Here is a 21,426-nt window from a genome sequence, read left to right as displayed (position 1 = left end):
CTGCCGCCGGCCTGCCACCCCAGCCAGAGCCCCCGTGAGCCTGGGGTTGGCAGGACCAGGCACGCCCACATCCGCGCGCCTACGCTGGAGTCATGGGTGAGCAGAACCTGCTGGGCGAGTTCGTGCGCGCACGCCGTGAGCTGGTCACGCCCGAGCAGGCCGGGATCCCGGCGACGGGAGTGCGGCGCGTGCCCGGGCTGCGCAGGGAGGAGGTCGCGATGCTCGCCGGCATCAGCGCCGACTACTACCTGCGGTTGGAGCAGGGCCGCGACCGCAACCCATCGGTGCAGGTGCTGGAGTCGCTCGCCCGCGTGCTGCGGCTCGACGAGGCGGCGACGGACCACCTGCTGCGCCTGGGCGCCACCAAACCCCAGCGCCGCCACAAGCCGCCGGTGCAGAAGATCGGGCCGAGCACGGCGAAACTCCTTGATTCACTGGCACTTCCGGCGTTCGTCGAGAGCCGCTACATGGACGTCCTCGCAGCCAACCCCCTGGCGACCGCGCTGTCACCACGCCTGGTGGCGGGCACCAACCGGCTGCGCGAGATGTTCCTCGACCCCGCCGAGCAGGCGCTCTACCCGGATTGGGAGAACGATTCGGTGAGCGCGGTCGCGGGTTTCCGGAAGGCGGTCGGCACGGACACCGACGATCCCCGCTACATCGAGATCGTCGGGGAGCTCAGCCTCGCCAGCACCCGGTTCAGCAGGATCTGGGCCCGCCACGACGTTCTCGTGTGCGCGGCAGCGCCCATGCGCGTGGACCACCCGCAGGTCGGGCAGCTGGTGCTCAACCGGGAGCGCCTCGGCGCCGAAGGCAGCCCGGGCCAAGCGCTGGTCATCTTCCACCCCGACCCCGGGACGGACAGCGCCGAGAGGCTGACCCTGCTCGCCACCACCTCCGTCACGCGCGAGGCCTCCGAGCCCGCTCTCTGATCCCCTGAGGAAGCTTCCGAACGATGGGAGGACCACATGCCCCGGACGATCGCGATCACCGGTGCCACCGATGGGCTCGGCCGTGCCCTGGCCCTGCGCCTGGCGAGCGCAGACGTCCGGCTCGTCCTGCACGGCCGTGACGCGGGCAAGGTCGAGCAGGTCGCAGCCGAGGTCCGGGCCCGCGGTGCCGCTGCGGTCACCGCGACAGCCGACCTGACCGAGCTCGCCCAGGTCTCGACGCTGGCCGACACGATCGGCAGCAGCGTCGACAGGCTCGACGTGCTGGTCAACAACGCGGGCATCGGATCGGGCGAGCCGGACGGGCGCGAGCGCCGGACCAGCGCGGACGGTCACGAGCTGCGCTTCGCGGTGAACTACCTGGCCACCTTCGCGCTCACCGAGGGCCTGCTGCCGCTCCTGCGCTCCTCGGCAGCGGAGGGACGTGCCGCCCGGGTGGTGCACGTGGCGTCGCTGGCGCAGGACCCGCTCGACTTCGACGACCTGATGCTCGAACGCGACTACTCGGGCTCCCGCGCCTACGGTCAGAGCAAGCTCGCGCAGATCATGCACAGCTTCGACCTCGCCGAGCGGTTCGCGCCGACCGAGCTGGCCGCGACCTGCCTGCACCCGGCGACCTTCATGCCGACCAAGATCGTCCTGTCGGAGGTCGGCAGGAGTTCGGACTCGCTGGGAACCGGCGTGGAGGCGACCCGCAGGCTCGCCGTTGACGAGTCGGTCGAAGGCGTCACCGGCCAGTTCTTCGACCGACTCCGTCCCGCTCGGGCGCACGCCCAGGCCTACGACGCCGAGGCCAGAGCAACGCTGCGCGCCCGCACCCTCGCTCTCGTCCGGACTAGCGGCGGATGATCTTGATGATGATCTGCCCGACGATGAACCAGATCAGCGCGGCCAGCGCGTAGTTCAACACGACGCCGAGGAGCGCGTCGTCCGGGGTGAAGACGTCACCGAGCCCCAGCACGAAGGTCTGCGCGAGGGTGTAGATGAACGACACGAAGCCGTTGCCCTGGTTCGCGTCGAGCACCACGAACAGCACGTGCAACGCGAACACCAGCACCACGATCGACACCACGATCCGCACGACCCGCGCGATGGTGTCCCCGACCTGCCCCGGACGCCGAGGAGGGCGCCGGTCGCCGTAGTCGTCCCCGTACGGGTACCGCCCGGGGTCGTTCCGGTCGTAGGGATCGTGTGGCTGGTAACTCATGGTGCGGATTGTGTCACGCCCCGCACGCAGGACAAGTCTGGCGAACAGGTGTGTTTCCGAGGGAGGTGAGTTCGTCGCCTCGCCGGCCGCAGCCCGCAGCGCCTCTTGACCGTGCCCCGAGGGCACGCCGTTGACTACCGCAGGGGATGGGTTCTACGACGAGAGGCACCCGAATGGTCAACAAGCTGATGAGGCGCAGGCAGCTCGTCAAGGTCAGATCCGGCGACGGGAGCCCGCTTCGCGATTACCGCCTCTGGCAGCTCTTCGCCCGTTCCCTGTTCTTCCTCGAACTCGCCGACCACGACGGGATCAGCCACACCTACGCGGTCGATGTCCGGTACCTCGCCGACGCGAAGACGAGGAAGCAGCACGACAACGGGGAGGGCAAAGCCCCCGCCGCGCTGTACCGGAACGGCGTGCAGGTGTCCCGCTCCAACGTGCCGACGGCGTTCCCGGTGCCCGGCGGCGTCATCGAGGTCACCACCACCGCCTTCGGCCTGAAGCGCATGCACTTCGTCTCCGAAACCGGCGCGCAACGGGCGCTGCGCCCGCACCACCGCTCCCAGGAAGGCCTCCGCGCGAGGTTCGGGCAGCGCTTCCCCCGCGCCAGCGCCGTCATCGGAGCGACAGCCGTGGTCATCCTCGTCGTGGCGCTCGCGGTGAACATCCTCCACGGCGTCGAGGTCCTCACCCACAGCCCGGTCATCGCCGAGAAGGTCGGCACGTTCACCTCGCCGATCCGCCTTCCGACCTGGGCGAACGCCACCCTGATCACCGCCGGAACCCTCGCCGCCCTCGAACGAGCCACGAGACTCCGCCACAACCGCTTCCTCGACATCGTCTCGTCCTGACCCGCTACCAGTCGAAGAACCTCAGGATGCCGCTGCGCGGGCATGCGCATCGTCCATTCGCTTGGCGGAGTCGTCGAATCGGTTCTCTCCCGCGGGGGATCCCACCACCCAAGCGAAGAGCATCAGGACGACGGGAGCACTCGGTAGTGCAGGTGTGTGACGCCGGGTGCGTCGAGCACGCGCGTCAGCTCGAGCTCGACGTGGTCTGTGCCGAACAGCCGTCGCCCGTCGCCGAGCACGACCGGGACCAGCTGGATCTCCAGCTCGTCGAGCAGCCCCTCGCGCAGCAGCGACTGCGCGAGGGCGGCCCCGTGCACCATCACGTCCTCGGCCCCGGCGGCCTCCTTGGCCTCGCGCATCGCGGTCGCGACATCGGGGACGTAGTGCACCCAGCCGCTCTGCGGTTCCGGCGGCGTGCCGCGCGTGGGCACGAAGATCGGCACACCGTGGTGGTCACCGTCCCAGTGGCCGGCGTAGTCGAACGTCTTGCGGCCGACGACGACGGCACCGGTCCTCATCGCCTCGGCGAACACCTGCCCGCTCACCCCCGGAGGGTCGAAGTGCGGATACCCCGCGACGGGCTCGCCGAGCCATTCGTGCAGCCGGAGGCCACCGTTGCCGAGCCCGTTGCCCGGCCCGTCCTCCGGACCGGCGATGAACCCGTCAAGCGACATCGCCATGTACAGAACCGACTTCGCCATGCCGTCTCCTCCAGTATCGACACACAGGCGGTAGACCAGCCCAGCTGGAGGAATTCATCGTAGGCAGTGTTTTTGGTGGAACCCGCTTGGAGCCGACTGTCGAGGAGCCTGAGGTGGGTCGTATCACCCGTATAGCGGTGCTGAGGGACACAGTTGGTCGATTCGCCTGCAAGGGTTGTTCGATGCACGGCACACTCGCGCGCGCACTCGAAACCTCGGGAGGTAAGCCGTATGGCTCGCGGCAGGCAGGACCCAGACGATTGGGACATTGAATACGACCCGACAGCGGAGTTCGATAGCACCTGGCACAGGGACGATTCCGTCTCGGTTTCGGGCTCGGAGGCTTCGAGTGCTGAACCGCCCGTCACCGTTGAGGTCGACGATGCCGGCGTTGTGGTCGGCGTTTCCCTGGCAGCTGACTGGAAGAAGTCGGTTGATCCGCGCGCGCTGCACACGGCTGTGGTCTCCGCTGCGCAGACGGCGACCATGCAGGTGCTCGCGCGCAACGCGGAGCAAATGGGTCTAACTGCCGAACGCTCAGCGTCGGGTGCACCGGTGGATGTTCCCGACCTCTCGCCGCTGAACCCCTCGGACGTCCAGCGTTTGCTGGATGAGGTCTACGTCGACGTCGATCGATTTGCGGAGCAAGTATCGCAGCGCTTGGACCGCACAGCATCGGTCACGAGCGCAGGTGGACACGTGCAGGGTTCTGCTACGAAAGGGCAGATCCACGATCTTTCGATTGATCCGAACTGGTCCTCGGCGGCCCGGAAGGCCGAGATCGAGTCCGAACTCAACGACGTGCTCAGCAAATTGGGTGAGCAGTCCTCTGCAGGTGATTTGGCGCAAGGGCCGCAGAGCCGCGCAATTAGTGAGTTGAAAGGCCTCGTCAGTGATCCCCAGTTGTTCCTTCGGCGGATCGGACTACCGTCGCAGTACTGATCTTGAATCCTTTTAGGGGTGGTGTATGAGCCCAGGTGGTGGCGTGAATGTTGCCTTGGAGGCACTGCGCTCGGATGCAAAGAAGTGGGAATCTGCCGCGCAGGGTTTGTCTGGTCCGTTGAATGCGGTCGGGTCCCTTGATGTTGAACTTGCGGACGTGTCAATCTTCGCGCAATGGGCGGGACTCGATCAGAGCTTCAACGATGCGACTTCGGCCATGGAGGAAGTGATAGAGAAGGCGGCTGATTATTTCCGCAAGATCGGATCTGACCTCAACGAGGCAGCGAAGGAGTACCAGGCCGACGACGAAAAGGGCATGCACCAGGTTCAGGGTGCCTACCGCATGGAAGGAGACCTCTACGGTGGCTGATACCACGGTTGCTGAGATCAACGCGAAGGTCAAAGAGGTCGAAAGGAAGATCCAGGAGTTCTTCGACCAGCTCAATGACACTCTGAGTTGGGTTCCTAGTGCTCTTGAATGGGTGATCAAAGCTGTTGAGGACGGGCTGAAGGTCTTCAAGGAGAGGCTCCAGGAGTTTTGGAAGGAGTTGAACAAGTTCTTTGCCTGGATGGGCAGCGTCCCAGCGCTTCAGATGAAGGCTGATATGTGGGAGCGTCTGGTTTCTCAGCCTCTTGGCGAAACTGCAGGGGACATCGCGTTGAACAGGCTTCGTGCGCCGATTGAGTGGCAGGGGCGCGCGTCCGAGGCGTACAAGGCAGTCGTTCCTTCGCAGGCGGACGGTCTGACTGCGCTAAAGACGCTTGCTCGGCAGGTGCAAAGCTCTCTGGACAGTTTGGCGAATGCACTGACAGCGTTCTACGTTGCGACTGCGGCAGCGCTTGCTGTCTTCCTCGTCGGGCTCATCGGTGCTATTGCTGCATGCTGCACCGGGGTTGGGGCTCCGCTTGGGGTTGCTGAGATTGCTGGCGTCCTCAGTGTCGTCATCGGGTTGATCACCGCAGCGAGCACTGCGGTCGTCGCCTTTGCCAACTCTCTGGCTACTGATCAGAATTCCCTTACGCAGAAGATTCACGATGTGGGAAATACCTGGCCGAAGTCGGTGTTGGGTGACCTTTCCGATGGAAGTGTGAGTGATGGCGACGGTTCCGATTGGCGGGTGAACCAGTGAATCCTACGCCGCCCTGGCCTCAGGGTAATTACATGGCCTCAAATCACGAGTTCGTTCCGGTTCCACCTGAGTTCGTTGGTCGAATTCGGAAAGTTGCCCGATCGATGGGCGTTTTGTCGGTACTTTTGGTTGCTGCCGTCATGATCGGGATCGCGGTGACTTGCTTCATGCTTCTTGCGGTGATGCCAGCAGCGGCGATCTTTTCCGTTGTTTTGGGGTGGCTAGCTGGGGCTTTCGCTGTCTCCTCGGCGCTCGCGCTGGCCACAAGTTCGTCGTGCGTGAACACAGGGGCATTCAATCTGAAATTTGCCCGGCGGTCCCGGCGGACGCTGCTCTTTCTGGCGGTTTCGTCGATTCTTCCGACCGGAATTGCCGTTCTCATTCTCGCTGCAGGTAGCGGGTCGGCAGGCGAGTTCCCGCCCGCAGCTGCGGTATGCCTGGTTCTTCTTCCTTTTCCATTTGCTATTTCCGTGATCGACATGTTGGTGGGGAGGCGTTTGCTCGATCTGAACCGGGTGGGTGCTGGGCGGTACGGGGTGCCGCAACGGTGACGTTCGGTCTGCGGTCTGGCTAGAAGTGGAAGGCGCGATGTCCGGTTTTCCGGGGTCACCGTCCAAGATCGCCTGATTCAGGAGGAGTTGACAGGGCACGCTGATCGGCGGCTTGCTTTTTGCTGCGGTAATGCTGTGGGTGGCGTTGGAACGGGTGTTCGCGCGCTTCCAGAGCACGGCGGGTGGTATCTCCTCGGTGAGGAAGGACTTGGCCGGCCGTCGTCGAGCAGGTGACGGGCAGGTCGAGGTCACGGTCTGGCGTGCGCATCCCCTCTCAGACCACATGATCAAGGAGCTGGCCAGGCGCGAGGGGTTCCAATTCACGGGCGAGGTCAGTCGGTACGGCAGCTTGATGCTGCGCTTTGTCCGCACCGCGAAGATCACCGTGGTCACAGTCGCGACCACCCTCGGTACTCCTCGCGGCGTCCGTGCCAGTCGGAGGGAACGCCAGCTGGCACGGCTTGAGCAGCTGGCGCAGGAGCGGAGGGCGCGTCAGCAAGCAGTCGAGATCGACTGGCTGGATTACCGGGAGATCCCGATGGCCGAGATCGTCGACATGCTTCGAAAGCACGGCTGGGCATACCGGGATGATGAACTCGGCAAGAAGGGTGGTTGCTGCGATTCGACCAGAACTCGGCAGGAAACCACGCCAATGCTGGACACGGGTGATTCCCTGAGTTGGCTCAACGTCGAGCTGAGGGATGCTGAGATGGACGACATGGGATGCTATCACCTCGATACGTCCCAGCACTCGGTTCTGTCGCTGACGGATATCGGGATGGCGGTCGACGCGGCCGGGTTGACCGTCGTCAGGACGATCCCCAATTCCGCGGGGCGCATGCTGGTTCTCGCGCATCCGCAGACACGACGTTGTCCCCGAGCGATGGCCCGTTCGTACCGAGACCCGGCCTGTCAAATCAAGAGCTCAACTGGGCACGCGAGCGCCACAAGGTCTGGGCGAAGAAGTTCAACAGGCAATTCGGCCTGACGTTGTTCTACGGCTTTGTGGGTGTGTTCGTTCCCGTCGGAGCGCTGAGCTCTTTCGAGCCCTCCGATGGCGCCCGATACTACGTCTCCCTGGGCATCGCAATGATCGTGCTCATGCTCTTCGGCATCGCCGTGTTGAAGGCCATCGGCGCGCGGAGAAAGCGCCGGGAAGAGATCGGCCATCTGCTAGAACGCTAGCTCGTTCGTGGGCGAATCGGTTAGTTCCTCCGACTCCATCAGCCCGCGAGGTTTGTGGCTACCTGCTGGGCTAGGGGCATCAGGCGTTGGGCTTCCTGTGCCGGGTCTGCCAGGGGGTCGGAGACTGAGAGTTCGGCTGTGGTGTGGCCGGCCTTGAAGGTGAGGAGGGTTGCGCCGTTGCCGGTTTGCAGGGTGCAGACCGGGCCGTCGCCGAGCTGGGCCTGTACTGGGATCGGAGCAATGCCGCCGATCGTGTCACGGCATAGTGCGGTTTGGCGGTTGGTCGCGCCTTGGCTGTCCTGCCAGGTGCTGAGGGAGAGCTTGGCTTCGCCGTCGCCGTCGCCGATCCTGCCGCCTTCGGTGAGGGTGTGGCGGGTGCACTTGTTCTCGACGCGGTAGGAGACCGAACCGTCGAACTCGGTCATGACCGTGTCGCCGACGCGGTAGTTCGCCCACGCCTGCGGTTTGACCGGCTTGTTGAGAACTGCTTCGACGCCTTGGGCGGGAAAGACCTCGCAGGCGTCCCTCTGGCCGGAGTAGGGGCCGGTGAATTCGTACTGGCGGTGCGGAGTCGGCCCGGCGAGCGCCCTGGCCAGCATCGGTTCAACGAGGGCGTCGGCGATGGGCTTTCCGTCCCGTCCGCTTTCGCTGCGACCGCCAGCGGTATCGCGCGGCCCCTTCACCGTTGCCCTGACGACCAGGTCAGGACGGGCGAGGCGCACGTCCCACCAGTGGTTCCCCGGGTCGTAGTAGTTCTGCACGCTGAAGTCGCGGTCCTGCATGATCGGTCCGTCCTCCGGATCGGGCTGCCAGGCCCGCATCCGATCCGGGGCTGTGTAGGGAGGCTGGAAGACCTCGATCGTCACCCCGGCCTGCTTCGGGAACGCGTAACTGCACACGCTCGGAGCCAACGAGTCTTCTTCGACGGTCCGGTCGGGTGGGACGTCTCCGTCGAAGTAGTTGTGCAGCACGGTCATCTCCGGCGATGGCGGCAGCCCCAGGTTGTCCAGCGCGTCCATCGGCAGGAATTCGCACGCGTCGTACATCGCGGTTCCGCCGTAGCTGTTCGGAGACCCGGCCCCCGGTGACTGAGCAAGCGCAACCACGTGGTCCCGGTAGTTGGCGGCCGGGGCGGTCGGCCCGTCGTCGGCCTGCTTGGACTGCCTCTCGACGATCACGAAGCCGAGCCGGGTCAGGAAGGCGATGAACAGCACGCCGAAGACCGCGAAGACGACGCGCGGCCACTTCTTCTTTCCCCTGGGCGGCTGAGGCGGTGGGCCCCAGGGTTGCGGTTGCCAGTTCTGCTGCGGCTGTTGCGCCCAGTGTTGATTCCAGCCCGGCTGATTCGGCACAGAAGTCTCCCCCTCGCAGACGTTCTCGTGAACGGCGCCATCGTAAGGAGGGCGAGGGCATCACCAGGAGTGATTGGTGAAACTGTTGGGTTCGCCTCGTTGTATCCGGTGGCTGAATTCGGGGTCGTGGTCTTTCGTGCCCTTGCGGCAAGTGCCGATCTTGGTCGCGTTGTTGATCGTGATCGGGAGGATCGATGAGTGGTCGTGTGGGTGTGCCGGTTCGGGTTCGGCGGGTGTCGAGCGAGCTGCGGGAGCTTCGGCTGCGGAGTGGGCTCGGGGCTGAGGAGGTTGCCGGGGCTCTTGGCATGTCCATGAGCAAGCTGTCTCGGATGGAGTCCGGGCAGCGCGGATTGCAGGTCGATGACGTGTCGGCGCTCCTCGGGCTCTACCGCGTTCCGGCGCGGCGCCGGGAAGAGCTGTTGAGCCTGGTGCGGAACGCGTCGATGCCGAACTGGTGGCGCGTGCAGGAAGGGCGTATGCCTGCGATGTGGGAGGAGGCGACCAGGTTCGAGCGGGAAGCGGCGGCGATCTTCAACTACGAGACGATGCTCGTACCAGGCATGTTGCAGACAACGGGGTACGCGTCGGCGCTCGTCGGTGGAACGGACCCTGATCTGAACATCGCTGAGATCGAAACGTTGGTCACCTCTCGTCTCAGCCGTCAGACAGTGTTGAACAGGGCTAATGCTCCGCACTTCGAGGCGTTGATCGAGCAGAGCACGCTTGAGCGGCTGGTGGGCGACGCAGGTGTGATGTACCAGCAGATTCGCCACCTCGTTTCTGCGGCCAGACAGGACAACATCACGGTCCGGGTAGTCGAAACCCGCGCAGGTGCGCATCCCGGTTTGGACGGCCCCTTCGTCCTCTTCGACTTCGACCAGCATCCGAGCCTGGTCCTTCTGGAGAACCGCGGTAGCAGTGCGTTCCTGGAAGAACCCGAGCATGTCGCTGCGACGAGAGAAGCCCTTCGGCGGTTGCACGAAGCCGCGTTGCCTACCCACGATTCAATTGCGCTCATGAACGACATCGCCGACAAACTCGTTTAAAACTCAAGGAGCGGATTGTGACTGAGCCGGAACGGCATGCGCTTCAGTGGCGTAAGAGCACTCGGAGCAGCAACTACGCGAACTGCGTTGAAGTCGCCTTCGCGGGCGACACCGTGCACACCCGTGACTCGAAGAACCCTGCTGGTCAGCACCTGATGTTCGGGCAGCCGGCGTGGTCATCCTTCGTGCAGGGGCTGCAGGACGACCGGTTCGTCAGCCCTTTTCGCAGGTGATCATGTAGTTGATAGGGGTCGATAGGGGCTTGAACACAAGATCAACTGGTTGAGAAGCCCCTAGCGGCGATCTGAGACCCATTTCACTCGGTTGCCGGTTCCTGTTTTGCCCAACTTCGCTACACGCGCGTACACCCGTGCGCTAACGTTTGCCACGCTGGCAAGTGGATGTCCGTCGCCCTCATCGCGACGGCACCTGGACAAGGGGAGTTCAGCGTGAGTAGCGAGGGAGGCGCGGCATGACGTTCCCGAACATCTGGAGCGGGCTTGTCGAAACTGTTGACCGCATGGCTGACAAGGCTGCACTTGCGCAGTCGCAGTCCGCAGGCGGTTCGATGCGCATCGAACCTGACAAGGTCGACGAGCTTGCGTCGTTCTTCGAAGCTGAAGCGCTCGCGATGGAAGCCCGCGAGGCCGACGTCTTCGAGCTGGCGACCGTGCCGACGGCGGGCAAGGACCCGGTCAGCGTCAGCGCGGCTTCGACCTACGGGCAGGTCGCTGAGGGCGATGAGCAGGCATACCTGACCAACTACCGAAAGCTTGCACGTGTCTTCAAGGACACTGCAGCAAACCTGCGCGCGAGTGCTACTCAGACGCGCACGAATGACCAGGACTCGGCGGACAGCCTCCGGTCTTGAGACCGGACAGAGGAGGAAACCTTGCGTAAGGGGCTCGCTATCGGCTCGGTTCTGGCCAGCTTTGTGCTGGCTGGTTGCTCGGGGAATGGTGGTACCACGGAAACCCCTAGCAGCGCCCCGGCCGAGTCCCCGGCTCCGCCGAGCTCGTCGCGTCAAGCGCCCGCCAAGTCGGTGCAGCTCGCGGATCAGTGCATGAGTTTGCCGCAGGACCAGCATCAGGCTCTTGGGGTCACGATGCCTCCGCAGCCGCGCGAGTCGAATGGCAAGCCCGGTTGCACCTACGTTTCTGGCCAGGCCGGTTCTGACCAGGGTTGGAACGCATTCGTCACTGTCACGACGACTGAGACGATGCAGGGCTTCACTGAGACCACCGCAAACGTCGTGCCTGCTGAGGTAGCCGGTTACCCGGCGGCGCAGTCGGGCAACGAGGGACGGAACTGCATGGTCTCCGTTGACGTCTCAGACCAGGGATCCGTGTTCGTGAACGCCATCTCTCGGGTCCAGAACGTCAACGCGTGCGACGTGGGCAAGCAAATCGCAGGTGCGGTTGTTCAGAATCTTCCGAATGCCTGACTGAGGGGGTAGGCGGTGACAGGTAGGCAACTTGAGCCTGCGGACTTTGAAGGTGCGCAGCTCGACCAGATGCGTAAGTGGGCCAACAGCGGAGCTGGGGCTGAAGGGCTCTACGAGGTCTCGACTGGGTGGAACAAAGAGGACGAGTATCTCCGTGAGCTGAAGACCCGGCTTGAGGACAAGCTGAAGCAGGTCGGCGCGGTCATGCAGTCCGAGTCCGGCGAGGCCATGAAGAACCAGGCCATGCCGGTCGTCCTGTGGACTGAGGTCACGGCGGACAGCGCAAAGCTTCAATCCGAGCAGATGACTGCTCAGGGTGACGCTTTCGGCAAGGTCCAGACCTCGATTCCAGGCGAGGGCGAAGAGCAGGCTGTTCCGGATGACAACTGGCTTGAAGAAGGCTGGGACACCCTCACGACTGGATCCACAGACGCTGAGGACGCCAAGGCGCACAACGAGAAGTTGCGTCAGGAGGCCGTACAGGCTTTCAGCACGTACCAGGAGACCAGCCAGAACAACGTTGCTGGCAGTGCCGTCTTCACTCCGCCGCCAGACGGTGGCATGAAGACTACTGTGACGGGCTCGTCCGGCCCCGGCGTCGGTGGTGTTGGTTCGCCGTCTCCGTCGTCCACCTCCAGTGCTTGGGCTGGTGGCTCCGGTGGTTCCGGCAGCCTTGCCGGTGCTGGCTCGGGTGCCGGCGGCTCCTACGGCGGTGGTGCTTACGGTGGCGGTGCCGCTGCGGGTACCGGTGCTGCTTGGGCGACTCCGCCTGGTGGCGGCTCGGGTTCGGGCCAGAACCCCGGTGGCGCCGGTCGCGTCCCGGGTGGGCCTGGTACTCCGGGTTACCCCGGTGGCACTCCTGGTCTCGGCGCCGGTCGTCCCGGTGTTCCGGGTTCGGGTGCCGGCGGGCGGCCGGGTGCCGGTAGCGGTGCTGGTGGCCGTGGTGGTGCTGGTGCGGGTCGTGGCCTGGGGGCCGGCTCGGGTGCTGGTGCCGGTGGTCGTGCGGGTGCCGGTGGTCCCGGGATGGGCGCCGGTGGTCGTGCGGGCATGGGTGGTCTCGGTGGTGCTGCCGGGGCCGGCGGTGCTGCAGGCGCCGGTGGCCGCGGTGGTGCTGCCGGTGCCGGTGCGGGCGCGGGTGCGCGCGGCCGGGGTCAGGAAGGCGAGGACGATCTCGAGCACGAGACTCCCGACTACCTGATCGGCGACCAGGGCGTCTTCGACGAGGACCTGCCGAAGGTCGCCCCGCCGGTCTTCGGTGACTGGGACAACCAGCGGTAATCGCTCGTCAACGCAGATCGGCCAGTGGGCGGTACCGCTTCGGTGCCGCCCACTGGTTCTTGCGAGAACGTGGACGATCAGGGCTCGGACTGTGGGGGACGGCCGTGCGTCATGGGCTTCCGAACGGCTGAGAACTGGACGGATCAGTGAACAACTCGGATCAATTCGTGGACGCTCTCGGGGCTGTGCCGTCCACACTTTCTGGCTGGGGAGAACCGGTGAAGATCGAGCTGTCGAAGCAGGGCTTCCACGAGGCGTGGAAGTACTTCAACCTCGGCACCAAGCCGCTCGTGCTCAACGTCCTGCCCGAAGGCATCCTCGAAACCGAACGGCGCCAGGTCGAGGCCCGCGCGCGAGATGAGCTGCAGGCGCTCGGTTTCGGCAACGAGATGCGCGAAGAGGACATCCAGGGGGCCCTGCTGCCGCTCACGCGCTACGAGCGGGCCTTCGACATCAACTTCCGGCAGCGCACGCCCGACGGTGGCCAGCGCACCGTCGCGGGCATGGTCGCCTCCACCCGGGGTCACGCGACGCTCGCGGTGCTCACCGAGGAAGCCGTGACCGTCCAGACGCTGCCCGCCGATTCCATGGTGCGGGCGCTGCTGAGCGTGCTGCCCGACGACGTCAAGGCCGGCCCCGGGCGGGGAGTGTCGCTGCGCAGCTCGGCGATGGAAGTCGCCGCCAAGTCCGCCGGCAACGACCGCGAGATGGGCGAAGCGCTCGTGCGGCAAGGTCTCCGCCGCGAGGAGGCCAAGACGCTGGTCGAGATGGCCGGTGGCGCTCGCAACGCCTACGCGCAGGTCGGCTACGCCGTCATGGACGGCCAGGGCAAGCGGCACCGGGCCCCGATGGTCACCAACTTCTTCGCCAACGCCAAGGGCTGGTACATGATCGAGAACAGCCACCGCAGCGACGAGGGGTGGACGACCATCGCGCCCATCGACCGGCAGCGCATGGCCGGTCGCGTGCAGGACCTCGTCAAAACGCTGTAGCGAGAGCGGAGCCCCGGGTCGCGCGCCCGGGGCTCTTTCGCGTCCGTGAAGAGCTCGTCCGCCGCCTGCTAGGTTCGGGCCGCTCGCTGAAACATCGCTGGGAGGCTGGATCCGTGGCTGATGGGGAGAAGTCGTCCGAGCGCAGAGCGCGACCTGGGTATCGCGATTGGCGGACCGGCCTGGTCGGCATCGCGATCGTGCTGGTGCTGGCCGCGGTCTTCATCAACGTCCCGGACTACGGTCCGCACATCGCCGTGGCCGCTGGGGTCGGCTTCCTCGTGTGGCGGTTCGCCACCGCCAAGCGGCGTGGCTGAGCAGCGCTTTCGGAGCCCTGCGCTTGTTGCTCGCGGGCCCAGGTGACACGGCGAGGTCGTGGGGGAGCGGTGTCGGCGGGAATCGAGCGGGCCGGTTACGTCGCGTGGCAGGTCGTCGTGCGACTCGTGGCGCTGGCCCTGTGCTACACCGTCTTCGCCGTCTCCGGCGCGCTGTCCTCCGACGGCGTCGTCACGCAGCGGGGAACGGCGCTGGCCACGCGCTGCGAGCGGGTCGGGCCCGTGAGCTCGTCGGGTCTCGGCTGGTACTGGCGGTGCGATGCCGCGATCACCTGGGACGACGGCAGCACCGGTGAAACCGTCTTCAAGCAGTCGGAACTGACCCCGCGCAACCACGCCGAGCCCGCCCCGGTCGCGTGGCGCGAGGTCGACAACTCCGGCCACATGATCACCGCGGAGAGGCCGAAGCCCTTCGCCGGGTTCGGCTGGGCCATGATGATCCCGCTGCTGGGAGTGGCGATCATGGGCGTCGAGATCCCGGGACCGCGCTCGCCGTTCGCCGAGCAGTGGGCCGGCCGACGCCGGACGACCCGCTTGCAGCTGTGGCAGCCGCTGGCGCTTCCCGTCGGCTGGGGGCTGCTGATCGCCGGAGGCCTGGCCACAGCCGCTCCGGCCGTGGTCCCCGGCCTGGCGGTGATCACGCTCCTGCTCGGCCACTTCGCGCTCGCCGCCGCGGTCGTCATGGGCATCAACCGGCGCCGCCACGGACTCGAACCACCTCCCCTGATCTCGCCGGAACGCCAGGTCACGTGCGAACGGGCGGGGAACCGGCTGCGCTGGATCGGGTCCGCCGGAACCCTGCTCGGCCTCGTCGCGGGCTTCGGCAACTGGCTCGGAGTTCTCGGAGCCGTGGCGATTCCGCTGGCCGTGCTCGCCTTCGGCCAGCGGCTGCTGCTGATCGCAGACCGGCATCGTGGGCAATTCGACGGAACCGCGAAGGACGGCGCCACGTCGTAGCAGCGAACGTGAAGGGGGTTGTGGTGGAACAGTCGCCAGAGCAGTGGCTGGCATCGATGCAGGCGCGCGCCGACGAGATGGTCCGGCAGTCGCAGGAGATCCAGCAGAGCCTGCAGGAGATGAGCGAGACAGCGGCTGAGCCGGACGGAGCCGTCGCGGTGACCGTCAGCGCCAACGGTGCGCTCAAGGACCTGCACATCGACAAGCGGGCCCTGCACCGCGGGCCGGACCGGCTGAAGGACACGATCCTGCAGCTCGCCGGGCAGGCGCAAGCCAAGGTCGCCGGACGTGTCGTGGACACCGTCGAACCCGTGGCCGGAAGCGCCGGGCTCGACTTCCTGCGCACGCAGCTGCCCGCCGACCCCGAGGCCGCCGAGCCACGACCCGCGCGGCCTGCGGACGACGACTTCGACGACGAACCACCGCAGACGTTCCTGCGCTGACGAGGAGATCCGACCATGACGCACATGACCGTCAAACCGGAGGCGCTGACCTCCCACGCGAACTACCTCGCCGAGCTCGCGGGCAAGATCTCCGACGCCGCGAGCAAGGGCGACGGGGTGGACTTCGGCGTGGAGTCCTTCGGGCTCGTGGGGCAGGCGTTCTCCACGCAGGCGCGCACGACCTCGCAGCAGGCCGTCGAGCAGCTCAACACCTTCTCCGATCGCACCGACGCGCTCGGGCAGGCCGTCGGTGAGTGCGCCACCTCCTACACCGCCGACGACAACGACCAGGCCGCCTGCCTGGGCGAGATCGAGTGGTGATCCCGATGTCCCCGATGTTCGTCGACACGGAGGCTCCGTCGCTGGGGTCGAGCGCCTGGAGCGCCGGCGCAGGGCCCGTGGACTCGGCCCGCGCCACCGCCAACGCCATCAGCCAGGGCGACTGGGGTGATTTCGCCGCCAGCGCAGGGGTTCTCGCGCTCGACGGTCTGGTGACCGCGATCGATCCGGTCGGCACCGCGCTGGCGGCCGGAGTCGGATGGCTCATGGAACACCTCGCGCCGCTGCGCGAACTGCTCGACTTCCTCGCCGGCGACCCCAACGCCATCAAGGTGGGCGCCGACACCTGGCTGGAGATCAAGGCCGACCTGGAAGGGCTCGCCGCCGACTTCCCGAGCCAGGCCGAGCAGCAGACCAGCGGGTGGTCGGGACAGGCCAAGGACGCCTACGCCAAGCAGGTCCAGCAGTACACCGAGGGCCTGCAGAGCATGGCGATCAGCGCGGGCAGCGCCTCGGCGACGATCGCCACCGCGGGCACCATGGTCGCCACCTGCCGGGCGATCGTCCGCGACATCATCGCCGCGATCGTCGCTGAGCTGGTCAAGGGCGCTCTCGCGGCGCTGGCCGGGTCGGTGATCAGCTTCGGCGCCACGGTCGCGGGCTACCTCGCCTACGCCGCCGGGCGCGTGGGCATGACCACCGCCAAGATCACCGCGAAGATCAGCCAGCTGCTGGCCAAGCTCGGCAAGGCCGGAGCCATGCTGGCCCGCGTCCTCGACGACATGGCCCAGGTCGGTGCCAAGGTCGGCGCTGACCTGACCGCCGCGGGCACCAAGGCCGCCTCGACCGCCCCTGCGGCGGCGGGCGACCTGCTGACGGCGGGGAGCCGCGCCTCGGCGGGCGCTGACGCCCTGGGCACGGCTGCCTCCGGCACGACGCGCGCCTCCGACGGCCTCGCCTCCGCCGCCGGCCGCACCTCCGACGCGGCGAGCGCGCTCGGACGGGGCTCGGAGAACCTGGCGGGAACCGGGCTGCGCTGGTCCCACGGCGCCGGCGAAGCCGGTCAGGCGGTCACCGAAGGGGTCGGCAAGCGGGCTCAGGACTGGGCGCAGAACGCCGGCTACAGCGGCCGCTACGCCGATGACATGAGCCGCGCGGCGAACGTGACCAAGCCCGAGAGCGCTCTTCTCCGCGGTGGGCTGGGGCACGAGCAGTACCACGAGCAGACCTACGACTCCGACTCCGGCTCGTACTACGACGGCTACGACCGCAGCGGTGATCCGACCGGCTCGGGTGGTTGAGCCGGCGGTGTCAGGCTCTGGCCCCGCCGCGTCTGGACGGGCGGGGCCGCGGGGTGCTTCGGTGCCGCATCACGGGGACCGCCCTTTCCGCTGAGCAGGAGAAAACAAGATCAACTTCCATCATAGAACAGGCTCTCGAACGCCGTGCGTTCGGGGACCGTTTAACGCGGTTGTGACCTGCGGAGACAACCCTCACGTGGCTCAACTGTGCGGAAATCGGACACATTCCGATAAGTTTTGCTGAGATTAGTGCACTTCAGCGGCTTTGTTGATAGGACTTGCAGCGGCCCCGTGCTCGTGCACGCCTTGTACGGGTAGAACTTCAAGGGCCAGGGCGGTGGGGCGGACTGATCCGTTCCACAAAACCGGGACCCCCGTGGGCAACCGCCTTTCGGGACTCGGTACCGTCGCCCGCACCGATCAAGAGAAACCCCACATCACGGAGGACATGGTGGCCCTTCCCCAGCTGACTGAGGAGCAGCGGGCAGCAGCTCTGGAAAAGGCGGCTGCCGCCCGTCGCGCCCGAGCTGAGCTCAAGGAGCGCCTCAAGCGAGGCGGAACCACGCTGGCGGAGGTCCTGGAGACCGCCGACAACGACGAGGTCTTGGGCAAGATGAAGGTCTCCGCCCTGCTCGAGGCCCTTCCCGGCGTCGGCAAGGTCCGTGCGCAGCAGATCATGGAGCGGCTGGAGATCGCCAACAGCCGTCGGCTGCGCGGGCTGGGCGAGCGGCAGCGCAAGGCGCTGCTCACCGAGTTCAGCGGCGAGTGATCGACGCAAAAACCGGCGCTGAGCCGAGGACCGTCCGTCAGGGCGAGCCTCGGCTCACCGTCGTTTCCGGGCCTTCTGGAGTCGGCAAGTCCAGCGTGCTCAGCGAGGTGCGCAGGCAGGTTCCGGAGGTGTACTTCAGCGTGTCCGCGACCACCAGGGCTCCGCGCCCCGGTGAGATCGACGGAGTGCACTACCACTTCGTCTCCGTCGCGGAGTTCGAGCGGATGATCGCCGACGGCGAGATGCTCGAACACGCCCGCTACGCGGGCAACTTCTACGGGACGCCCCGCAAGCCCGTCCAAGAGGCGATCGCCGCGGGCAAGCCGGCCGTGCTGGAGATCGAACTCCAAGGCGCCCGCCAGGTTCGCAAGGCCTGGCCGGACGCGCAGCTGGTCATGCTGCTGCCGCCGTCCTGGGACGAGCTGGTCGACCGGCTCACCGGCCGCGGCACCGAACCGGCCGACGTCGTCGAGAAGCGACTCGCCGCCGCGCGGGACGAGCTGGCAGCCGAACCGGAGTTCGACGAGACCGTCGTCAACGCCGACGTGGAGTCCGCGACCAGCGAATTGGTACGATTGATACTCGGCCACGAGAAGTGACGTCTCCCTTCCCGTTCTCCGAGCGACCTACTACTGAGCAGGAGCCACACCTGTGAGCACCCCTAGCGCGCTGGCTGCGCTCAACAGCAGCCCGTCGACCAACACCGTCGAGGGCATCACCTACCCGCCGATCGACGACCTGCTCGAGCAGGTCAGCTCGAAGTACGCGCTGGCCATCTACTCCGCCAAGCGCGCGCGGCAGATCAACGACTACTACGCCCAGCTCGGCGAAGGCCTGCTGGAGTACGTCGGCCCGCTGGTCGAGCCCGGCCCGCGTGAGAAGCCGCTGTCGATCGCGCTGCGCGAGATCCACGCCGGCGTGCTCGAGCACACCGAAGGCGAGTGACGTCTGGACCGACCGAGGACCGCCCGCGGGTGGTCCTCGGCGTCAGCGGTGGCATCGCCGCCTACAAGGCGTGCGAGGTTCTGCGGCGCCTGACCGAGTCCGGTCACAGCGTCCGCGTCGTGCCGACCGAGGCCGCGCTGAACTTCGTCGGCGCCGCGACCTTCGAGGCCCTGTCCGGGCAGCCGGTGGTCACCGGCGTGTTCTCGGACGTGCACGAGGTCCCGCACGTGCGCCTCGGGCAGGAAGCCGACCTCGTCGTCGTCGCCCCCGCCACCGCTGACCTGCTGGCCCGCGCGGCCAACGGGCAGGCGCCCGACCTGCTCACCAACACCCTGCTGACCGCGCGCTGCCCCGTGCTGATGGTCCCGGCGATGCACACCGAGATGTGGGAGCACCCGGCGACGCAGCACAACGTGGCGACGCTGCGCAGTCGCGGTGTGATCGTCGCCGAGCCCGACAGCGGTCGGCTCACCGGCTCCGACACCGGCAAGGGGCGGCTGCCCGACCCGGCCGAGATCGTCGACCTGGCCCGGCTGCTGCTGACCTCGTCCACCGCGCTGCCGTGGGACCTGGGAGGGCGCCGGGTGGTCATCTCCGCAGGGGGCACGCGGGAGTCGCTCGACCCCGTCCGCTACCTGGGAAATCGCTCCTCCGGGCGGCAGGGCTACGCGCTGGCGCGCATCGCCGCGCACCGCGGCGCCGACGTGACGCTGGTGGCGGCGCACACCGCTGACCTGATCACCCCCGCCGGAGTGCAGCTGATCAAGGTCGGGACCGCCGAGGAGATGCGGTCGGTGATGCTCGCCGAGGCCGACGGGGCCGATGCGGTCGTCATGGCCGCCGCCGTGGCCGACTTCAAACCGGTCAACCGGGTCGAGCACAAGATCAAGAAGACCGAGCGGGACCCGGAACCCGTTGCGCTGGCCCGCAATCCCGACATCCTCGCCGAGATCGTCGAAGCGCGGTCGGCCGGCAAGCTCTCGGCGTCGCTGATCGTCGGATTCGCCGCCGAAACCGGTGATGCCACCTCGTCCGTCCTCGACCACGGCCGGGCGAAGCTCGCGCGCAAGGGCTGCGACATGCTCGTGGTCAACGCCGTGGGCGAGGGCATGGCCTTCGAGGTCGAGGACAACTCCGGCTGGCTGCTCGGCGACGACGGGACCGAGGAGCGCATCGCCTTCGGCGCCAAGTCCCTGCTGGCGTCCACATTGTGGGACTCGGTCGGTCGGCGGCTCTCCGACCAGTAGTGTTTGTCGGCAACGAGGCCGCAAGCACCAGAGGAGAGTCGTTGAGCCAGCAGCGGTTGTTCACCAGTGAGTCGGTGACCGAAGGGCATCCCGACAAGATCTGCGACGCGATCAGCGATTCCGTCCTGGACGCGCTGCTCGCGCAGGACCCGCGCTCCCGCGTCGCCGTGGAGACCATGGTGACCACCGGGCAGGTGCACGTGGCCGGCGAGGTCACCACCGAGGCCTACGCCGACATCCCAGCGATCGTGCGCGAGAAGATCCTCGAGATCGGCTACGACTCCTCGGCCAAGGGCTTCGACGGCAACTCCTGCGGGGTCAACGTCGCCATCGGTTCCCAGTCGCCCGACATCGCTCAGGGCGTCGACACCGCGCACGAGACCCGCGTCGAAGGCGTCATCGACGAGATCGCCCAGCAGGGCGCCGGTGACCAGGGCCTGATGTTCGGCTACGCCTGCGACGACACGCCCGAGCTCATGCCGCTGCCCATCGCGCTGGCCCACCGGCTGTCGCGTCGGCTCACCCGCGTCCGCAAGGACGGCGTGCTGCCCTACCTGCGGCCGGACGGCAAGACCCAGGTCACCATCGAGTACGACGGCGAGAAGGCCGTGCGGCTGGACACCGTCGTGCTGTCCACCCAGCACGCCGAGGAGATCGACCTCGACGGGCAGCTCGTCGGAGACATCAAGGCCCACGTCGTGGAGCCGGAGGTCTCGTCGCTCCAGCTGAGCACCTCCGACACGCGACTGCTGGTCAACCCGACCGGCCGGTTCGTCGTCGGCGGTCCCATGGGCGACGCAGGCCTGACCGGGCGGAAGATCATCGTCGACACCTACGGCGGCATGGCCCGCCACGGCGGCGGCGCCTTCTCCGGCAAGGACCCGTCCAAGGTCGACCGCTCCGCGGCGTACGCGACGCGGTGGGTGGCCAAGAACGTCGTCGCCGCCGGACTCGCCGAGCGCATCGAGGTCCAGGTCGCCTACGCCATCGGCAAGGCCGCGCCGGTCGGCCTGTTCATCGAGACCTTCGGCACCGAGACCGTCGACCCCGACCGGATCCAGACGGCGGTCAACGAGGTCTTCGACCTCCGCCCGGCCGCCATCATCCGCGACCTCGACCTCCTGCGCCCGCTCTACTCGGCCACCGCCGCCTACGGCCACTTCGGCCGCACGGACGTCGACCTCCCCTGGGAATCCACCACCCGGGCCGAAGCCCTCAGGACAGCAGCAGGCCTCTAACAGCCGACCTGGAGAAGGCGTCCCAGAGCTCCGCTCCGGGACGCCTTCTTGGCGTTCCCACGCCGTGCCACGCGCCGAACGGAGGCACCCGTCACCGGGAACACCGCCGTAATCAGGGATCCGATTACGGCCGGTTTCCGGTACCGGATTGCGGCGGTATTCGGGGTTGTGGGTGGAGTGCCGCCGCAATCGGGGGACCTGGTGCCGAGCGCGACGTGCCGATGAGTGTTGGGGGCATCGACCCTTTTCTGGCTCGGTGCCGGTGTGCGCGGGTGCGGGTTGGGCG

The 21,426-nt window shown here is 67.0% G+C and carries 28 protein-coding genes; 25 read left to right on the top strand and 3 right to left on the bottom strand.

Annotated features, from left to right (window positions below; genetic code table 11):
- The first annotated feature begins 92 nt into the window (after positions 1-92).
- Positions 93-932, top strand: coding sequence for a helix-turn-helix transcriptional regulator (locus tag E1202_RS20540; protein ID WP_132684777.1), 840 nt, complete (start codon positions 93-95; stop codon positions 930-932).
- Between the two features lie 36 nt (positions 933-968).
- Positions 969-1,799, top strand: a complete 831-nt coding sequence (locus E1202_RS20535; protein WP_132684776.1) for an SDR family NAD(P)-dependent oxidoreductase — start codon at positions 969-971, stop codon at positions 1,797-1,799.
- Here E1202_RS20535 and E1202_RS32255 read toward each other — a convergent pair.
- Positions 1,786-2,157, bottom strand: coding sequence for a hypothetical protein (locus E1202_RS32255; RefSeq protein ID WP_235878726.1), 372 nt, complete (start codon positions 2,155-2,157; stop codon positions 1,786-1,788). The genes E1202_RS20535 and E1202_RS32255 overlap by 14 nt on opposite strands.
- Positions 2,158-2,330: 173 nt before the next feature.
- Here E1202_RS32255 and E1202_RS20525 point away from each other — a divergent pair, with 173 nt between their 5' ends.
- A complete protein-coding gene (locus E1202_RS20525; RefSeq protein ID WP_132684775.1) occupies positions 2,331-3,008 on the top strand; it encodes a hypothetical protein in 678 nt (225 codons plus the stop codon).
- Between the two features lie 122 nt (positions 3,009-3,130).
- Here the strand turns inward: E1202_RS20525 and E1202_RS20520 are convergent, their stop codons facing one another.
- Complete coding sequence (locus E1202_RS20520) at positions 3,131-3,709, bottom strand: dihydrofolate reductase family protein (protein ID WP_132684774.1); 579 nt, start codon at positions 3,707-3,709, stop codon at positions 3,131-3,133.
- A 231-nt stretch (positions 3,710-3,940) separates the two neighbouring features.
- Here E1202_RS20520 and E1202_RS20515 point away from each other — a divergent pair, with 231 nt between their 5' ends.
- The 6 genes from E1202_RS20515 to E1202_RS20490 all read left to right on the top strand — a co-directional run bounded on the left by E1202_RS20515 (position 3,941) and on the right by E1202_RS20490 (position 7,517).
- The gene (locus E1202_RS20515) at positions 3,941-4,651 is read left to right on the top strand and encodes a hypothetical protein (protein WP_132684773.1); all 711 of its coding nucleotides are present in this window, start codon (positions 3,941-3,943) and stop codon (positions 4,649-4,651) included.
- Between the two features lie 43 nt (positions 4,652-4,694).
- A complete protein-coding gene (locus tag E1202_RS20510; protein ID WP_235878724.1) occupies positions 4,695-5,021 on the top strand; it encodes a type VII secretion target in 327 nt (108 codons plus the stop codon).
- Positions 5,014-5,781 carry a hypothetical protein gene (locus tag E1202_RS20505; protein ID WP_132684771.1) on the top strand — a complete coding sequence of 256 codons (768 nt, stop codon included), beginning with the start codon at positions 5,014-5,016 and terminating at the stop codon, positions 5,779-5,781. The genes E1202_RS20510 and E1202_RS20505 overlap by 8 nt, the downstream gene beginning before the upstream one ends.
- 104 nt (positions 5,782-5,885) lie before the next feature.
- Positions 5,886-6,332 (top strand): hypothetical protein, encoded by a 447-nt coding sequence (locus tag E1202_RS20500; RefSeq protein WP_132684770.1) that lies wholly within the window; start codon positions 5,886-5,888, stop codon positions 6,330-6,332.
- A gap of 130 nt (positions 6,333-6,462) precedes the next feature.
- Positions 6,463-7,320, top strand: a complete 858-nt coding sequence (locus E1202_RS20495; protein WP_165943923.1) for a hypothetical protein — start codon at positions 6,463-6,465, stop codon at positions 7,318-7,320.
- A gap of 2 nt (positions 7,321-7,322) precedes the next feature.
- Positions 7,323-7,517, top strand: a complete 195-nt coding sequence (locus tag E1202_RS20490) for a hypothetical protein (RefSeq protein WP_132684768.1) — start codon at positions 7,323-7,325, stop codon at positions 7,515-7,517.
- A 38-nt stretch (positions 7,518-7,555) separates the two neighbouring features.
- Here E1202_RS20490 and E1202_RS20485 read toward each other — a convergent pair whose 3' ends face one another.
- On the bottom strand, positions 7,556-8,869 hold the full coding sequence (locus E1202_RS20485) for a hypothetical protein (protein ID WP_132684767.1): 1,314 nt from the start codon (positions 8,867-8,869) through the stop codon (positions 7,556-7,558).
- Positions 8,870-9,063: 194 nt separating this feature from the next.
- Here E1202_RS20485 and E1202_RS20480 point away from each other — a divergent pair, with 194 nt between their 5' ends.
- From E1202_RS20480 to metK, 16 genes are all read left to right on the top strand, one after another.
- Positions 9,064-9,915 (top strand): helix-turn-helix domain-containing protein, encoded by an 852-nt coding sequence (locus E1202_RS20480; RefSeq protein ID WP_132684766.1) that lies wholly within the window; start codon positions 9,064-9,066, stop codon positions 9,913-9,915.
- A gap of 17 nt (positions 9,916-9,932) precedes the next feature.
- Complete coding sequence (locus E1202_RS20475) at positions 9,933-10,148, top strand: DUF397 domain-containing protein (protein WP_132684765.1); 216 nt, start codon at positions 9,933-9,935, stop codon at positions 10,146-10,148.
- A 239-nt stretch (positions 10,149-10,387) separates the two neighbouring features.
- Positions 10,388-10,786 carry a hypothetical protein gene (locus E1202_RS20470; RefSeq protein WP_132684764.1) on the top strand — a complete coding sequence of 133 codons (399 nt, stop codon included), beginning with the start codon at positions 10,388-10,390 and terminating at the stop codon, positions 10,784-10,786.
- 63 nt (positions 10,787-10,849) lie between these two features.
- Positions 10,850-11,359 (top strand): DUF3558 domain-containing protein, encoded by a 510-nt coding sequence (locus E1202_RS20465; protein WP_235878739.1) that lies wholly within the window; start codon positions 10,850-10,852, stop codon positions 11,357-11,359.
- Positions 11,360-12,209: 850 nt separating this feature from the next.
- Positions 12,210-12,557, top strand: coding sequence for a hypothetical protein (locus tag E1202_RS31870; protein ID WP_207918805.1), 348 nt, complete (start codon positions 12,210-12,212; stop codon positions 12,555-12,557).
- 298 nt (positions 12,558-12,855) lie between these two features.
- On the top strand, positions 12,856-13,629 hold the full coding sequence (locus E1202_RS20455) for an ESX secretion-associated protein EspG (RefSeq protein ID WP_132684761.1): 774 nt from the start codon (positions 12,856-12,858) through the stop codon (positions 13,627-13,629).
- 113 nt (positions 13,630-13,742) lie between these two features.
- A complete protein-coding gene (locus E1202_RS20450; protein WP_132684760.1) occupies positions 13,743-13,943 on the top strand; it encodes a hypothetical protein in 201 nt (66 codons plus the stop codon).
- Positions 13,944-14,012: 69 nt separating this feature from the next.
- Complete coding sequence (locus E1202_RS20445; RefSeq protein ID WP_132684759.1) at positions 14,013-14,918, top strand: DUF6346 domain-containing protein; 906 nt, start codon at positions 14,013-14,015, stop codon at positions 14,916-14,918.
- Positions 14,919-14,941: 23 nt separating this feature from the next.
- Entirely contained in the window at positions 14,942-15,361 is a 420-nt protein-coding gene (locus E1202_RS20440) for a YbaB/EbfC family nucleoid-associated protein (RefSeq protein WP_132684758.1), read from the top strand.
- 15 nt (positions 15,362-15,376) lie between these two features.
- Complete coding sequence (locus E1202_RS20435; protein WP_132684757.1) at positions 15,377-15,682, top strand: type VII secretion target; 306 nt, start codon at positions 15,377-15,379, stop codon at positions 15,680-15,682.
- Between the two features lie 5 nt (positions 15,683-15,687).
- The gene (locus tag E1202_RS20430) at positions 15,688-16,941 is read left to right on the top strand and encodes a WXG100 family type VII secretion target (protein WP_132684756.1); all 1,254 of its coding nucleotides are present in this window, start codon (positions 15,688-15,690) and stop codon (positions 16,939-16,941) included.
- A gap of 451 nt (positions 16,942-17,392) precedes the next feature.
- Positions 17,393-17,710, top strand: coding sequence for an integration host factor, actinobacterial type (gene mihF / locus E1202_RS20425; protein WP_093154362.1), 318 nt, complete (start codon positions 17,393-17,395; stop codon positions 17,708-17,710).
- On the top strand, positions 17,707-18,309 hold the full coding sequence (gene gmk, locus E1202_RS20420) for a guanylate kinase (protein WP_132684755.1): 603 nt from the start codon (positions 17,707-17,709) through the stop codon (positions 18,307-18,309). The genes mihF and gmk overlap by 4 nt, the downstream gene beginning before the upstream one ends.
- 52 nt (positions 18,310-18,361) lie before the next feature.
- The gene (rpoZ, locus tag E1202_RS20415; protein ID WP_132627363.1) at positions 18,362-18,655 is read left to right on the top strand and encodes a DNA-directed RNA polymerase subunit omega; all 294 of its coding nucleotides are present in this window, start codon (positions 18,362-18,364) and stop codon (positions 18,653-18,655) included.
- The gene (gene coaBC / locus E1202_RS20410) at positions 18,652-19,902 is read left to right on the top strand and encodes a bifunctional phosphopantothenoylcysteine decarboxylase/phosphopantothenate--cysteine ligase CoaBC (RefSeq protein WP_132684754.1); all 1,251 of its coding nucleotides are present in this window, start codon (positions 18,652-18,654) and stop codon (positions 19,900-19,902) included. The genes rpoZ and coaBC overlap by 4 nt, the downstream gene beginning before the upstream one ends.
- 41 nt (positions 19,903-19,943) lie before the next feature.
- Positions 19,944-21,140, top strand: coding sequence for a methionine adenosyltransferase (metK, locus tag E1202_RS20405; RefSeq protein ID WP_207918803.1), 1,197 nt, complete (start codon positions 19,944-19,946; stop codon positions 21,138-21,140).
- Positions 21,141-21,426 lie beyond the last annotated feature (286 nt).

This window comes from Saccharopolyspora karakumensis (assembly GCF_004349225.1).
Classification (GTDB): Bacteria; Actinomycetota; Actinomycetes; order Mycobacteriales; family Pseudonocardiaceae; genus Saccharopolyspora; species Saccharopolyspora endophytica.
The sequence above is the reverse complement of the archived record's forward strand: the minus strand, read 5'-3'. Positions and strand labels throughout refer to the sequence as shown.